Genomic DNA, 16,021 nt, shown 5'->3' on the forward strand with positions numbered 1-16,021 from the left:
GCTCCTGTTCTTCGTCAGATAGCCCGCTATCTTCCTCATCACAGAAGCGAAAATGCCTCAAAAACTCATCCCAAATCATCGCACGATAAATTCAAAACAGCTTCTTAGGTTGTTCAATTATTTCACCATAGAAAGACAGGGAAGCATAGTCTGTTTTCAATAGCTCTTCTGTATTTGGTAGTGAATGTGCAGTTCACTTTCCGGTAAAATAGGCCGGATAGTTGTCGAACAAGCAGTTCAGCTGGTTGCCTCCCATCTGGATGTTATCCATGTACGAATAACCGTTCCGGTAGTCAATTCGGATGCTGGTGTATGAAACATTCCACCAGTCCCATCCGAAATGCATCGTTGACTCGTTTCGGTTCCCATACCGGTCTTCTTGATAGAGGTAGTCCGTACCTGTATTATCAGGGTAGAAGCGAAGTTCCTGATAATAATACGTGTCATACTCATCGTACCATTCTTCCACCCATGTCCTGCTGCATAGATAATCGGTACATTCGCGGTAACTGTTCGTGCCATTTCCAAATTCGATTCCTATTCCTGCGTATTCACATGAAGCTAATGTGAGCACCATTGCCGTCAGGAAAAATATGCGGTAAAGTTTGTGTGTCTGGGTTTTCATGTCATCCTCCTTTTCTTGTTGTTGGTTTCTATGTGCAAAGATAAACTTGACACTCGGTACTTCCAACTTATTTTTCCTAAATCGGACAAGGGAGATTCCTATTCATGATAGGGATTTCCCTCTTTCCAATAAGCTTTTCGTGTTTAACTTAGACAAATGCTTGTTTGCTTTTGGCACTGACAAGCTCTATGTCTAATCGGATTATTTCCGTACGATGGAACGACTTTTGGGCATATTCGATGCCTTGCATCTTATTATCTGGACAATACTTGCTAAGTAAGAGCGAGAGCGCCGACATGCGTTCCGCCTCATGTAAGCTGCGGTGAGCAGTACATTGCACAATCACGCTTTCATAGGCAGTAGTGAACTGCGCTGGCTTTACTTGCGTACGTCCTATTACGCAGAAGGACACTTGTGGGCAGGCATCAATACACAATAGCTTGTGTCCAGTAGGGGCGCAATGGATATAGATGGAATTGCCGCGGTCCCACACGTAACTAAGGGGGATTCCGTACGCACCGTTCCCGTCCTCGCTGCGCATAGACAGCACGCCATATTCGCCTTCCCGCAAGATTTCAAAGGCGCGTTCTTGTTCCAGTGTCCGGTCTTGCCGACGGATGGTTGAATTGTCAAATCTCATAAGACTAGTTTTTATTTGAAGTCAGAAGCAGAAGGAATTGGTCACTCCTTTAACTTTTTTAATATCCTTAATTTTTTTCGTTAACTATTGGCTATCTCATAAATTTCCCGTGTTGCCTGGCGGTCTAAGGGAACGTAGTTACCTACTCGTTCACCCTTATTGGCATGCAGATGTTTTACCAGTTTGTCAATGTCTGGGTGTTCGATGCCAAGTTCCCGGAACGTTGTAGGCATGCCGATTTCACATAAGAAGGCTTTCAGGCGTGTGATACCTTCTTGTGCCACTGCTTTTTGGTCTTCACTAACCGGCACATCCCATACGCGTTCAGCATATTGCGCTACTTTGCCAACATTATGGTTAATCATGTAAGTGAGCCATGCAGGGAAAATTACGGCAAGACCCGCTCCGTGAGTCACATCGTAGAGAGCACTTACTTCGTGTTCCATGAAGTGAGAGGCCCAGTCTTCTTCACAGCCTGTACCACAAATGCCATTATGGGCTATGGTACCTGCCCACATGATGTTGGCACGGGCTTCGTAATTATACGGGTCGGCTATTATTTTCCGTGCTTCCTCGATAATGGCTTTCAAGATGCCTTCGCACAGGCGGTCGGTTACTTCCGTACCAGGAGTATTTGTAAAATAACGCTCCATGATATGCGCCATCATGTCGGTAATGCCACTTGCTGTCTGCCAAGCAGGTAGGGTATAAGTTAATTCTGGATTCATTATGGCAAATTGTGGACGTAACACTTCAGGAGTGCGTAAGCTTAGTTTTTTTAGTCCGTCCACTTTCGTGATGACCGAATTGCCTGACCCTTCGCTACCTGCCGCAGGGATGGTGAGCACCACACCCACAGGCAGTGCTATGTGGGGCACACTCTTACCGGTGAAGAAATCCCAAAAATCACCTTCATAAGGGATGCCGGCAGCAATCGCTTTAGCCGTGTCAATAACAGAACCTCCGCCTATAGGTAAGAGAAAATCTACTTGGTTACGTCTTCCTAGCTCAATGCCTTCGTACACTTTCAAATCAGTAGGATTAGGTTGCACATCTGCTAGTTCGGTGTAGACAATGCCTATTTCTTCTAACGATTTTTTTACGCGATTCAATAAACCATTTTTTCGTACAGAACTTTTTCCATATACTATCAATACATTTGTCCCGTGAAATTTTTTCACTAACGTTCCCGTCTGTAGTTCAGTATCTTTACCGAAAACAAACTCTGTGGGACTGTAAAACATAAAATTATTCATACTTTTAATTTGGTTAAATTGATTTTAGTAGATTACAAAATCAAATTTGATTCGGTTTATTTCTTTTGTCTTTCCATGTTTAGGAACAATGAGTTCTGCAGACAAAGGTAGATAATATTCTCGATAAATCGCATACTTTTACTGACTATTATAAAATTGGATAAACGTCCAATATTAGTATAATCGCGATTATGTTTAATTCATAATAATATTCCCACCACTTTCAATCATTTGTTTTTATCGAATTGATAAACATAAAAAGAATGTTAATAGGTATTCTAATTTTTTCAATTCCCAAATTCTTTCAGATTTGCTGCTTTACTTTGCAATAGAAAAATTAAACGGAATGAAATTATTAACCATTAAAAATGTAAGCCTTATGAAAAAGTGGATGTTTTTATTAGTATGTATGTTTTCGATGCAAGTAGCTATGGCAGACAATGATAAGCCTATTACTTTTGAACAGCTGCCGGCGGCTGCACAAACTTTTATTAAGCAACATTTTGCTGATGCGAAAGTTGCTTTTGTCAAAATGGAAAAAGAATTTCTTGATTCGTCCTACGATGTTATATTCATCAATGGTGATAAGGTTGAATTCGATAAAAAAGGTAATTGGAAAGATGTGAGTTGCCGGCGGATGACGGTTCCACAAGCCATAGTGCCAACCAAAGTACAAGAATTCGTAAAAAGCAATTATCCCGATGCCAATGTAATAAAGATTGAGAAAGACCGTTATGAATACGAAGTAAGACTCTCCAATTTTTGGGAATTGACTTTTGACCTTAATGGAAATCTCATCGATATGGATAATGATAATGACTAAGTAACCTAACAATGAACAATTGACAATTAGTTGGTAGCACCATAATTGTCAATTGTTCATTTATTAATTCTATTTTTTGCTCCTCTCCTATTGAATTTATTATTGGCTTTTAGTGGTTTAAGCCATAAATAGGATGAATAATTGTGCAGTTAAAATTCGCAAGAACATAACTAATGGATATACTGTAGAGTAACCTACCGCTGGTGCGTCATTACCTGACACTTGATTAGAATATGCCAGTGCTGGTGGATCAGTTGTACTACCAGCGATCAAACCTATCAGGGTATAATAATTGATTTTATAGTATAACCGTGCTATTAAGCCGATAATCATTAAAGGAAGTAATGTAATAAGAAAACCGACTCCTACATATAGCAAACCATCACCTTCGACAACAGTTTGCACGAAGTTTTCACCAGCCTTGATGCCCACACTTGCCAAGAACAAAACCAATCCGACTTCACGCAGCATCAGATTTGCACTCATTGTAGTATAAGTCACTAAATGAACTTTATATCCGAAACGTCCAATCAGAATAGAAATGATTAATGGACCACCTGCTAAGCCTAGCTTTATAGGTGTAGGGATACCTGGAATAGCAAATGGCAGGCTGCCAAAAATAATACCACAAAGAATCCCCACAAAAATAGTCACAATATTGGGGTGGTCCAAACGTTTCAACTGGTTACCTAACATTCCAGCCACACGTTCAATGGCATCTTGCGGTCCTACTACCATTACACGGTCACCGACCTGCAATGTTAAACTTCGGGCTGCAAAAAGGTCCATACCCGAACGATTGACACGAGTCACATTCACACCATACATGCTACTGAAATGCAGTTCACCCACAGTTTTCCCGTTAATAGAAGGTTGTGTCACCAAAATACGGCGCGATACCATCGGTTTGTTTTCTGTATTCTGATGTTCCCAGTCCACTTCAATTTTTGAACCGATAAAGGCCTCTATTGCCTCTGCGTCATCTTCGGCACATACGATGTTCATTTCATCACCTGTGTGTAGCACTGTTTTAGAATTAGGAATATTTACCTCTCCGTTTTGGAGGATACGCGAACACACTAAATTACGCGCCAGAAAGTTTTGCAACTGCAAAATTGTCTTCCCATTTAAAGCCGGATTTTCTACCCTCAACTGAATCCGATAAGGTTTCAGATGCGGGTTGGCTTCTTCGGCTTGTTGGATAACTTCCGATTCTTTATCAAGATCTACCCTGCATATATAGCGGATAAGAATCATTGAAAGAATAATGCCGATTACTCCCAACGGATAAGCACATGCATATCCCATGGCAATTTCCGGACCCTCATAGTGTAGCTGCTGCAACGCTTCGTTGGCGGCTCCTAGTCCCGGTGTATTCGTTACAGCACCACAAAGGATACCCACAATCATCGGAACTTCAATGCGTCCTTGCAATGCATAATAAATAATAAGGGCAACAATGATATTAAATGCAACAATGCCAGTAGCAAGTAGGTTCAGTCTAATTCCTCCCTCCTTAAATGAGGAGAAAAATGAAGGACCAACCTGCAGACCAATGCAGAAGACAAACAATATTAACCCAAAGTCTTGCAGGAAAGAAAGGATGGCAGGATTCCCCGTAAAGCCGAAATGCCCTGCCAAGATTCCAACGAACAAGACAAAAGTAACTCCCAGCGAGATGCCGAAAATTTTAATTTTCCCTAAGAGTACTCCGCCTGAAATTACAAAGGCATAAAGCGCAACAATGTGCGCTATGGAGTTGGGATTCGTCAATAAATCTTGTAGCCAATTCATAATATTATCTCTTTAAGTTGCACAAATGTAACCAAATCAAATAATATGTCAAAGCTTTTGCTCTAAAAAAAAGAAATAAAATTAGAGAATGTATAGCAATATAGCATTGTAAATACATTTCTAATGCACAGAAATTGTTTGTCTGTGATTCACTGATGTTCCTCTGTAAATTCTGTTTTCAAAAAAATGAAAAAGCTCCGATTCTTAATAGAACAGAGCTTTTTTTATTTTATTGAAAAACAATTCTTAATGTTTTTTATTCATTCGTCCTTCACGTTCCTTCTGCAGGCGTTCCTGCTCTTTCTGCAAGGCTTCCAGCTTCGCCATCAGTCCGCTCTGCTTGCGTTCAGAAGGCGCTTTCTTATTGGCTTCCAGTTGTGCCAGCAACTTCTTTTCATCGGTCATACGCCGCATGATCCACATCGTAAGAATACCTATTAACCCAGAGATAAAGTAATAATAACTCAATCCTGAAGCATATTCATTGAAAATAAAAAAGAACATTACCGGCATGATATACATCATCCATTTCATAGCTGCCATCTGTGGGTTGGCACCTGTGTCTTGCTGTTTCATCATGATAATCTGGTTGATTACCGTAGTGGCACTGAAAAGCAGGCAGAACAGGCTGAGATGATTTCCCAACAACGGGATGCTGGTGCTCCAGTGAATCAAATCATCATACGATGAAAGATCGCTGGCCCACAGAAAACTCTGCTGACGCAACTCGATAGCATTGGGTACGAAAAAGAATAGCGCCATGAACACTGGTGTCTGTATCAGCATCGGCAAGCACCCTCCCATCGGACTTACGCCGTACTGGCTATAAAGCGACATGGTTTCCTGTTGTTTCTTGAGCGCATCTTCCTGCTTGGGATATTTCTCGTTGATTTTATCTACATAAGGCTTCAGGGCACGCATCTTTGCCGAAGATATAAACGATTTCCACGTAGTGGGCAGTACCAATATCTTCACGATGATAGTCATCAGCAGGATAACGACACCCATGCTCAGTCCCAGTCCCGACAACCAGTCGAAGAGGTTGATGGTGAACCAGCGGTTAATGAGCCGTATAATGGGCCAACCCAAGTAAACCAGGTCTTCCAGTTCCTGATCTTTATCTTTGAAGCTCAGGTCATTGCTGGCCAGCAATGTCTTGAAATGGTTGGGGCCAAAGTAGAACTGGAAGTGGCTGGGCTGTGCACCGGTAGGATCGAAAGCTGTTTGCATGCCGGCATGATAATTTTTCATATAGCCGCTACTTTTTTCTTCCATCTTCGAGTCAAGAGTAGCATTTTCGAAGTTCTTCTCAGCCATAAACACACACGAGAAGTATTGGTTCTTAAACGCTACCCAATCAAGCGGTTCGGTTATACTTGCCTGCTCATCCTTGGTCTCGCTTAAGTAGTCGAAGCTATCCCCTACCGGCTTGTAGGTTAGCGAGGTATATCGCTGCTCGAAGTTGTATCCTTTCTCCATCTGGCGTGCACGTTGCTTCCAGTCGATAGTCATAGTCTTTACCGCAGGCGAAAAAAAGTTCTGCAAACCGCTGGCCTGCACGGTAAAGTCGAGCATGTACGAGTCTGGCAACAGGCGGTACTTGAAGTCCAAATGTCCACCATTCGCCGCGTTCAAGCGCATTGTTACGGTGCTATCGGTTACATCCGTGGTTTCAAAATACAGATTGCTGCTCAATATGTTCTCGTTCTTTCCTTCGAAACCGATGTTGAGCGAGGCATCATCGCCATCGAACAATACCAGCGGTTGCTTTTGCTGGTCATTGTATTCTTTCAGCATCGCCTTGCTTACTCGTCCTCCCTTGTTGGAAAGCGTGATTTGCACGACGTTGTTTTCGAGGGTAGTGAACTGTTCGGTGCCTTGGGTATGGGCGAAGAATTGCGAAGTGGAGTCTGCCTGAAGCACTTGTGCAGCTTCAGCCTGCTTGGCTTTCAGCATCTGTTCTTCCTGCTGTTGCACCACAGTCTCGATGGAGTCCTGGTAGTGCTGTGCACGCTCCATCTCTTCCTGGCTAGGGCGGCTGTAGATGCTGAATCCGATGACAACTGCGCCAATCAGGATGGCTCCCACTAACGTGTTTTTATCCATTTGCTTTTAAATTTATAAGTTATTCTTTTCTGTTTCCACAAGAGGGCACAGGATATACCAGAAGATTTTTTTAGTTAAATACTCTGCATATCCCTGTGTTCTCTGTGCGAATCTTTTTACTTGCTGATTGCCGCTTTGACGAATGACAAGAACAGCGGGTGCGGCTTGAGCACGGTGCTGCTGTATTCGGGGTGGAACTGGGTACCAATGAACCAGCGCAAGGTAGGAATTTCGATGATTTCCACCAAATCTGATTCTGGATTAATGCCCACGCACTTCATTCCTGCTTTCTCGAATTCTTCCTTGTAGTCGTTGTTAAACTCGTAGCGGTGGCGGTGGCGCTCCTGAATGTGTTCTGTCTGATAGGCCTCGTAAACCTTCGAGCCTGGTTCGAGTACGCATTCATAGGCTCCCAGACGCATCGTGCCACCCATGTTAGTGATGGATTTCTGTTCTTCCATGATGTCGATGACATTATGAGGGGTCTGCTCATCCATTTCACGGCTGTTGGCATCGGCATAGCCCAATACGTTACGGGCAAATTCGATGGCCATGCACTGCATGCCCAGACAAATGCCAAAAGTGGGTATATCATGGGTACGGCAATACTTGATAGCTACAAATTTGCCGTCAATGCCTCGCTGACCGAATCCCGGACAGATGATGACACCGTCCATGTCCTTCAGATTTTCTTCCACATTGCCTTCGTTCAGCTTCTCGCTGTTGATGAAATGAATATCTGCCTTGCGGTCATTGTAGGTGGCAGCCTGCGAGAGGGCTTCCAAGATAGACTTATAGGCATCCTGCAAGTCGTATTTTCCCACCAGACCGATACGCACTACTTCTGTAGCATGATGACGGCGTTCCAAGAAGGCACGCCACGGACCCAGTGTCGGAGTCTCGCCAATGGGAAGGCCCATTTTCTTGAGGATGGTGACATCAAGTCCTTGCTCTTGCATGCGGAGCGGCACTTCATAAATGGTAGGCATGTCGATAGACTGTACGACAGCATTTTCATCGACATTACAGAACAAGGCCACTTTCTTCTTCAGCCCCGTACTCAATGCGTGTTCGGCACGCAATACCAGAATGTCGGGCTGGATGCCCACCGACTGCAATTCCTTGACAGAATGCTGTGTGGGTTTGGTCTTCAACTCACCGGCTGCAGCCAGATAGGGTACATAAGTAAGGTGCACGCACAAGGCGTTGCGTCCCAATTCCCATTTCAGCTGGCGGATGCTTTCCAGATAAGGGAGCGACTCAATATCGCCTACAGTTCCGCCGATTTCAGTAATTACGAAATCGAACTTGTACTTGTTGCCCAACAATTTGATGTTGCGCTTGATTTCGTCCGTGATATGGGGAATAATCTGCACCGTCTTACCCAGGTAGTCACCGCGGCGTTCCTTGTCGATAACGCTCTTGTAGATACGGCCTGTCGTGATGTTGTTCGCCTTCGTTGTCTGGATTCCCAGGAAGCGTTCGTAATGTCCTAAGTCGAGGTCAGCCTCGTGTCCGTCCACCGTGACGTAGCATTCACCGTGCTCGTATGGGTTCAGTGTTCCAGGATCGATGTTGATGTAGGGATCAAACTTTTGTATAGTCACGCTGTAGCCTCTGGCTTGCAGCAACTTACCGATAGATGATGAAATAATGCCTTTTCCCAAAGAAGAGGCAACACCACCTGTTACGAAAATGTACTTTGTTTCTGCCACAATATGTTAGTTTTAATGTTTTTGGTTTAGCACTTCTATTTCAAAGTGGCAAAATTAGTAAAAATTGCCGAATCTTGCACTATGATACTGCAAATTATCCTGCATGTAACCATAAAAACCTAATATGTGGTCCGCAAAATGCCCATAGTATAAAAGGAAGTTAGAAGAAGTTATGCTTTCGGCAGAAGTTAAAGGCCAACAGTCCTGCTATGGCTTCCATGAGCAAAAGTATTGGCTTCTAACTTCTTTTAACTCCCTGAAATAAATCCTTTTAACTCCTTATTGGGCAAAATGCGGAATTCATTTCCCAATAAACATTCTTTGCCGCATATCTGTTGTAAGAGTGCGATTCTTTTTCATTTCGGTCCTATTTTAAATAGGCACCCCTGTTCTGCAAATGGAAAAAATTGTATTTTTGCAAAAACTTTAGAAACTGTTTTGAATTTATCGTGTGCTGATTAGGGATGAGTTTTTGAGGTATTTCCGCTTGTGTGATGAGGAAGATAGCGGGCTATCTGACAAAGAACAGAAGCGGAAAGAACCAAAAAATCGCCCAAAGCACACACGAAAACGGAAACATCAAGACGAGAAAAACTTTTTGGAGAAATTCAAAATAGTTTCTTAATATGAATGTCCGTAATTAGCCAATACGGTCGGGTTGAAAACGCAGTAGTACTGCATTCGCCGATGAAGTATATATCCGTAGGCGGATGAAGTTATATTCAATCGCGGATGCAGTATATATTCATTTTTCAAGGGTATGTATTGACTGCTTGCGGACCATTCATCAACTTTATTGGATATCTAAACTTTCACAGAGAGAAATACAGATGTTTATATAAATATATCAAAATAAGAAAATGAAGACGATAGGCATTTTTGTGGGATTATTATTAATAAGTATGTATGGCTTTGCACAAACGGATGCAGATTCGATAAAAACAGACCGTGTGTATGCGACAGATACAACAGGTATAACAGAACTTTCGGGTGATTCAGTATCGGTTCCAGCTGTAAATCCGTTAAATGATACATTGTCTGTTTCGTTAGATACAATGGTTGCTGTAGTAAAGGAACCGGTTGTAAACCCCATAAACCGGAAAGTAAAAGCCCGTTTTTATGCACTGCTCTCCCAATATCGGAAAACCCGGCAGGAAATGTCAGAACGTTGGGATGATATCTTCATACCACATGCTCCGGCGTGGATTCGTCCGGATGCCGATTATTTCAAGCTTGCCATGCCTGCCACATATTACTCGGATGCTATCGAGCAGGCAATCTCTATCGATGGCTGGAAGCCGGAAAGTCCTTTCCCGGAAAAAAATCCGATAAAAGATTCTCTGTTCCAGATACCCCGTCTTACACATACAGCGGATGTCGACCGTGCCATCAACCACCAACTGTTAAACTTTTACGTGCAATATCCTAATTTGGTACGTAAAAACGAAAACGACCTAAGCGGCCTGGAGCCTTTGCCGGATGAAATGATTGTCAGGAAACCACGAAAGAACAAAGTGCTTACCTTGCTGACTCCAGAATCGACATACCGGATGGGTGAAGATAATTTATTGATAATCCGGCCGAATTTTTGGACCATTTCAGGGAACGGTTATATCCAGTTTTCGCAAAACTATATTTCGGACAATTGGTATAAGGGAGGAGAAAGTACTGTTTCGCTTTTGTCTGGTATGACATGGCAATTCAATTACGATGACAAGCAGAAAATCCAGTTTGAAAACAAAATCGAATGGAAGCTGGGATTTATCACAGCCCCTTCGGATACCGTGCACCAGTACAAAACCAGTGAAGATATGCTCCGCCTCAGTTCGAAATTCGGCTACAAAGCAATCTGGAACTGGTATTATACGATTTCGGCAGAATTCAAGACTCAATTCTTTTCCAAATATGATACGAACTCGGACAATCTCGTTTCGGGCTTACTCTCTCCTGCCGAACTGAACATCGGTATCGGTATGGATTATAAATATGTGAAAGACAACATCTGTAACTTGTCTGTCCTGATCAATCCGTTCAACTACTCACGCTATAGTGTGACAAGCGACCGGGTAGACCCGACTAAATTCAATATCGAGGCAGGACATAAGATAGAGAATCAGTTGGGTTCGCGCTTGGAAACCACGTTGAAATGGAACCTGTTGAACAACTTGCTATGGGAGTCACGTTTTTCGTATACAACAAATTATGAAAAAGTCTTGGCAGAATGGGAAAATACGTTTACGTTTGCATTCAATAAATATTTTTCAACAAAGTTATTCGTGCACGCACGTTTCGATGATTCGGTAACACTTGAAGCGGATGACGATAGTTATTTTCAACTTCAGGAATTGTTGAGTCTAGGATTCAATTACACGTGGTGAGAAAAGAGTAGAGATTAAACTTATTTTGTCACAGAAACAGATAGGGATACCGGACCTGTAGGGTTTTGTGATGTATGTTATAAATTTAGACATAAAATTATGATTTCATTTGTTCAAATTCTTGATTTCATAGGCACATTTGCTTTCGCTATTAGCGGCATCCGTTTGGCTTCTGCCAAACGTTTTGACTGGTTTGGAGCATATATCGTGGGGTTGGCAACAGCCATCGGAGGTGGAACCCTGCGTGATGTGATGCTAAACGTGACACCCGTATGGATGACCGACCCCATCTATTTAATCTGTACGGCTTTTGCCATGTTTTTCGTTATTATTTTTGGCAAATACCTGATTCATCTGAATAACACTTTTTTCTTTTTCGACAGTATTGGACTTGCATTATTTACTGTAGTAGGATTCGGTAAGACTATTGCTTTGGGATTTCCGTTTTGGGTCGCTATTATCATGGGGAGCATAACAGGTGCGGCAGGAGGAGTAATCCGTGATGTTTTTATAAACGAGATTCCGTTGATTTTCCGAAAAGAAATTTATGCCATGGCATGTGTGATTGGAGGACTTGCATATTGGGGTTGCCTTCAATTGGGCATGGAGGATTATGTCTCGCAGATTGTAGGCGGAATGACGGTATTGATAGTCCGTATCCTAGCCGTGAAATATCAAATTACTCTTCCCATTTTGAAAGGAGACCCCACAAATCAGCAAGAGAAAGAATAGACAGACGGATTAAACGAATATATCAAACCAAGAAAGACTTTTTGTAGAAATTCAAAACAGTTTTTTAGCACAACGATTGTTTCCCGATGTAGAAGATAATCTTCTCCGGCATTGAGGATAATCTGCATAATTTATGTGTTTGCCTGTATATTTCCAACCATTTTTTGTTTTTCTCAAAAAGTTCTTCTATCTTTGCCGGAAAGTAAAACAAAGGGGTGCCCATGTCGGGCTGAGATCATACCCTACGAACCTGATACGGTTAGTACCGGCGAAGGGATTGTTTCTTCGGAAAACACTCTTTACATACCTCCCTCTCCTGAAAGGTGTCTCTTTGGATTACTCCTTATTATATTTATACTTTATTTATTATAGAGAACCACTATGACAGTTATTGTAAACAACAAAGAGACCGATTTGACCCAAGGGAATACCATTGCCGATTTGGCAAAACAACTGGAGCTTCCTGAAAAAGGAGTAGCCATAGCTTTGCACAACCGTATGATTCCCCGTGAAAAATGGGCAGACCAAACCTTACAACCAAACGATAGTTTAGTTATCATCAAAGCGGCTTGTGGAGGATAATACAGCTATGGAACTACAATTCATTACCCATTACACCGACCGATATACCTACTTCGACTCTGCCCGGATGGCACTGGAAGGCGGATGCCGGTGGATTCAGTTGCGCATGAAGGAGGCAACCGAAGAAGAGGTAGAAAAGGAAGCGATACGTGTACAGGACTTATGCCGCCAGTACGGAGCCACGTTCATCATAGACGACCACGTGGCTTTGGCAAAAAAGCTACATGCCGACGGTGTGCATCTGGGTAAAAAGGACATGCCGATAGCCGAAGCCCGCAAACTGCTGGGAAAAGACTTTATTATCGGAGGTACGGCAAACACATTCGAAGACGTGCAGATGCATTATGCCGCAGGTGCCGACTACATTGGCTGCGGACCGTTCCGCTTCACAACAACCAAGAAAAACCTAAGTCCTGTTCTGGGATTGGAAGGCTACCGGAATATCGTATCACGCATGAAAGAGGCAGGCATCAACTTGCCTATCGTAGCCATTGGAGGCATCGCCTTCGAAGATATTCCGGCTATTATGCAGACTGGAGTATCGGGCATTGCTCTTAGTGGAAGCATCCTGCGTGCGGATGACCCGATAGCAGAAACGAGGAGGATAATTAATAGTTAACAGTTAATAATTAATAGTTGATATTGAATATATGAAAAAACTGATTATCGCCGATAAAGAATTCGACTCACGCTTGTTTTTAGGTACAGGCAAATTCAACTCGAATGAGATTATGGAGAAAGCTATCCTGGCTTCGGGCACGGAAATGGTGACTGTGGCCATGAAACGCATTGAACTGAATGATAAGGAAGACGATATGTTGCATCACATCGTTCATCCGCATATCCAACTTTTGCCCAACACTTCGGGTGTGCGTACGGCAGAAGAAGCTGTATTCGCCGCACAAATGGCACGCGAAGCATTCGGCACCAACTGGTTGAAGCTGGAGATTCATCCAGACCCGCGCTATCTTCTGCCCGACTCTGCCGAAACGTTGAAAGCGACAGAAGAATTGGTGAAACTGGGATTCGTGGTATTACCTTATTGCCAGGCAGACCCTACTCTTTGCAAACGCCTGGAAGAAGCCGGAGCCGCTACAGTGATGCCACTCGCCGCCCCTATCGGTACAAATAAGGGATTGCAGACACGCGACTTCTTGCGCATTATCATCGAACAAAGTAACGTACCGGTAGTAGTAGATGCTGGTATCGGTGCACCGAGCCATGCAGCCGAAGCCATGGAAATGGGAGCAGACGCCTGTCTGGTAAACACAGCAATCGCTGTAGCCGGAAATCCGGAAGAAATGGCTATTGCCTTCAAGGAAGCCGTGATAGCCGGACGCCGTGCTTACGAAGCAGGACTTGGCGTGCAAAGTGAGAGCTTCGAAGCTTCTGCCTCGTCACCCTTAACCGCTTTTCTGAATAATTAATGTATTAGGGACTAGGTACCAGGGACTAGGTGACTAGGTTCTGAATAGTCTGGCAAACACCGGTCAAACTATATAGAATTACCTAGTACGTGAAACCTAGTACGTAGTCCTTAATCTCCTACAAAAAATACCACCATGGAACAAGAGAACAAACCTTACGCACACCGCGAGAAAGCCTACATGCAAGGCACACTCTTCCCCTTCATCAAAGTGGGAATGCAGAAAGTAAACCTGACCCCTACCGTCACCATCCAAGACGGAAAGAAAGTGATGACTCCGAATGCGCCTGTTTATATCTACGATACCAGCGGCCCGTTCAGCGACCCTTCGGTAAAGATAGACTTGAAGAAAGGCATTGCCCGTATGCGTGAACCGTGGATTACCGGACGAGGGGATGTGGAGCAATTGCCTTCCATTACTTCCGAATATGGCAAGATGCGCCGGGATGACCCTTCGCTCGATCACCTGCGTTTCGAACACATCGCCCTACCCTATCGTGCCAAAGCCGGAAAATGCTGCACCCAGATGTACTATGCCAAACAAGGCATCGTAACTCCGGAAATGGAATATGTGGCAATCCGTGAAAACATGAATTGCAAAGAATTAGGCATCGACACCCACATCACTCCCGAATTTGTGCGTGACGAGATAGCCGCAGGACGTGCCGTATTGCCAGCCAATATCAATCATCCGGAAAGTGAGCCGATGATTATCGGGCGCAACTTCCTGGTGAAAATCAATACCAACATCGGAAACTCTGCCACAACTTCAAGCATCGAAGAGGAAGTGGACAAAGCCGTATGGAGCTGCAAATGGGGAGGCGATACGCTGATGGACCTCTCTACGGGAGACAACATCCACGAAACCCGCGAATGGATTATCCGAAACTGCCCTGTACCCGTAGGCACCGTACCTATTTATCAGGCACTGGAAAAGGTGAACGGAAAAGTAGAAGACCTGACATGGGAAATCTATAAGGACACCTTGATAGAACAATGCGAACAAGGAGTAGATTATTTCACCATCCATGCAGGTATCCGCCGGCACAATGTACACCTGGCGGACAAGCGTTTATGCGGCATCGTGAGCCGCGGAGGAAGCATTATGAGCAAATGGTGCCTGATACACGACCAGGAGTCATTCCTCTACGAGCATTTCGATGACATCTGCGACATCCTTGCCCAATACGATGTAGCTATCTCATTGGGCGACGGCCTGCGTCCCGGATGTATTGCCGACGCTAACGACGAGGCCCAGTTTGCCGAACTCGACACCATGGGTGAACTTGTTGTCCGTGCATGGGAAAAGAACGTACAGGCATTCATCGAAGGTCCGGGCCATGTGCCTTTGCACAAGATTCAAGAGAACATGCAACGCCAGATCGAGCATTGTCACAACGCTCCGTTCTATACCCTCGGTCCGTTGGTAACAGACATCGCTCCGGGATATGACCACATCACATCAGCCATCGGAGCCACCCAAATCGGCTGGCTGGGTACGGCAATGCTGTGCTATGTCACTCCGAAAGAACACCTCGGATTGCCCAACCGCGAAGATGTGCGTACGGGAGTCATTACCTATAAGATAGCTGCCCATGCCGCCGACCTTGCCAAAGGACATCCCGGAGCACAAATCCGAGACAATGCCCTCAGCAAAGCCCGTTATGAGTTCCGCTGGCGCGACCAGTTCCATCTGAGCCTTGACCCCGACCGTGCGCTGGAATACTTCAACGAAGGACGCCATACCGACGGGGAGTATTGCACCATGTGCGGTCCGAACTTCTGCGCCATGAAGCTTTCGAGAGATCTCTCTTCAATTAATAATTAATAGTTAATAATTAATAATTAATAATTAACAACGAGAGAGCGTCTACTTTTTTAGCTAATTACGTTTAAACCTAATAATAATCAACAATGGGAGAAAATTGATAATTAATAACAACA

At 43.9% G+C, this 16,021-nt stretch carries 14 protein-coding genes and 1 riboswitch; of the genes, 8 read left to right on the plus strand and 6 right to left on the minus strand.

Translation table 11 applies throughout. The features are described 5' to 3' along the window. Positions 1–193: 193 nt before the first annotated feature. The 3 genes from B5F71_RS10040 to B5F71_RS10050 all read right to left on the minus strand — a co-directional run bounded on the left by B5F71_RS10040 (position 194) and on the right by B5F71_RS10050 (position 2,521). Positions 194–625, minus strand: coding sequence for a hypothetical protein (locus tag B5F71_RS10040; RefSeq protein ID WP_022040871.1), 432 nt, complete (start codon positions 623–625; stop codon positions 194–196). Positions 626–773: 148 nt separating this feature from the next. Beyond that, positions 774–1,265, minus strand: coding sequence for a pyridoxamine 5'-phosphate oxidase family protein (locus tag B5F71_RS10045; protein WP_022040872.1), 492 nt, complete (start codon positions 1,263–1,265; stop codon positions 774–776). Positions 1,266–1,345: 80 nt separating this feature from the next. Then, entirely contained in the window at positions 1,346–2,521 is a 1,176-nt protein-coding gene (locus B5F71_RS10050; RefSeq protein WP_087209849.1) for an iron-containing alcohol dehydrogenase, read from the minus strand. 379 nt (positions 2,522–2,900) lie between these two features. Between B5F71_RS10050 and B5F71_RS10055 the strand changes: the two genes are divergently transcribed. Further along, a complete protein-coding gene (locus tag B5F71_RS10055) occupies positions 2,901–3,344 on the plus strand; it encodes a PepSY-like domain-containing protein (RefSeq protein ID WP_022040874.1) in 444 nt (147 codons plus the stop codon). Between the two features lie 117 nt (positions 3,345–3,461). Here B5F71_RS10055 and B5F71_RS10060 read toward each other — a convergent pair whose 3' ends face one another. The 3 genes from B5F71_RS10060 to B5F71_RS10070 all read right to left on the minus strand — a co-directional run bounded on the left by B5F71_RS10060 (position 3,462) and on the right by B5F71_RS10070 (position 8,959). Continuing rightward, positions 3,462–5,138, minus strand: coding sequence for a putative transporter (locus B5F71_RS10060; RefSeq protein ID WP_087209852.1), 1,677 nt, complete (start codon positions 5,136–5,138; stop codon positions 3,462–3,464). A 246-nt stretch (positions 5,139–5,384) separates the two neighbouring features. Further along, positions 5,385–7,244 carry a membrane protein insertase YidC gene (gene yidC, locus B5F71_RS10065; protein WP_087209855.1) on the minus strand — a complete coding sequence of 620 codons (1,860 nt, stop codon included), beginning with the start codon at positions 7,242–7,244 and terminating at the stop codon, positions 5,385–5,387. Between the two features lie 116 nt (positions 7,245–7,360). Next, positions 7,361–8,959 carry a CTP synthase gene (locus tag B5F71_RS10070; RefSeq protein WP_022040877.1) on the minus strand — a complete coding sequence of 533 codons (1,599 nt, stop codon included), beginning with the start codon at positions 8,957–8,959 and terminating at the stop codon, positions 7,361–7,363. Positions 8,960–9,410: 451 nt separating this feature from the next. Between B5F71_RS10070 and B5F71_RS20250 the strand changes: the two genes are divergently transcribed. The 7 genes from B5F71_RS20250 to thiC all read left to right on the plus strand — a co-directional run bounded on the left by B5F71_RS20250 (position 9,411) and on the right by thiC (position 15,905). After that, positions 9,411–9,584, plus strand: coding sequence for a hypothetical protein (locus B5F71_RS20250; RefSeq protein ID WP_158098071.1), 174 nt, complete (start codon positions 9,411–9,413; stop codon positions 9,582–9,584). Positions 9,585–9,819: 235 nt separating this feature from the next. Next, complete coding sequence (locus B5F71_RS10075; RefSeq protein WP_087209858.1) at positions 9,820–11,337, plus strand: DUF3078 domain-containing protein; 1,518 nt, start codon at positions 9,820–9,822, stop codon at positions 11,335–11,337. Between the two features lie 99 nt (positions 11,338–11,436). Next, positions 11,437–12,069, plus strand: a complete 633-nt coding sequence (locus tag B5F71_RS10080; RefSeq protein WP_022040879.1) for a trimeric intracellular cation channel family protein — start codon at positions 11,437–11,439, stop codon at positions 12,067–12,069. Positions 12,070–12,270: 201 nt separating this feature from the next. Further along, a riboswitch (TPP riboswitch) is annotated at positions 12,271–12,363 on the plus strand. Positions 12,364–12,450: 87 nt separating this feature from the next. Next, positions 12,451–12,651 carry a sulfur carrier protein ThiS gene (thiS, locus tag B5F71_RS10085; RefSeq protein WP_022040880.1) on the plus strand — a complete coding sequence of 67 codons (201 nt, stop codon included), beginning with the start codon at positions 12,451–12,453 and terminating at the stop codon, positions 12,649–12,651. Further along, positions 12,641–13,270 carry a thiamine phosphate synthase gene (locus B5F71_RS10090; protein WP_087209862.1) on the plus strand — a complete coding sequence of 210 codons (630 nt, stop codon included), beginning with the start codon at positions 12,641–12,643 and terminating at the stop codon, positions 13,268–13,270. Before thiS ends, B5F71_RS10090 begins: the two co-directional genes overlap by 11 nt. Before the next feature lie 31 nt (positions 13,271–13,301). After that, the gene (locus B5F71_RS10095) at positions 13,302–14,078 is read left to right on the plus strand and encodes a thiazole synthase (RefSeq protein ID WP_022040882.1); all 777 of its coding nucleotides are present in this window, start codon (positions 13,302–13,304) and stop codon (positions 14,076–14,078) included. Positions 14,079–14,213: 135 nt separating this feature from the next. Further along, positions 14,214–15,905 carry a phosphomethylpyrimidine synthase ThiC gene (gene thiC, locus B5F71_RS10100; protein WP_087209864.1) on the plus strand — a complete coding sequence of 564 codons (1,692 nt, stop codon included), beginning with the start codon at positions 14,214–14,216 and terminating at the stop codon, positions 15,903–15,905. Positions 15,906–16,021: the final 116 nt, after the last annotated feature.

The sequence above is a fragment of the Bacteroides sp. An269 genome (assembly GCF_002159755.1).
Lineage (GTDB): Bacteria > Bacteroidota > Bacteroidia > Bacteroidales > Bacteroidaceae > Phocaeicola > Phocaeicola intestinalis.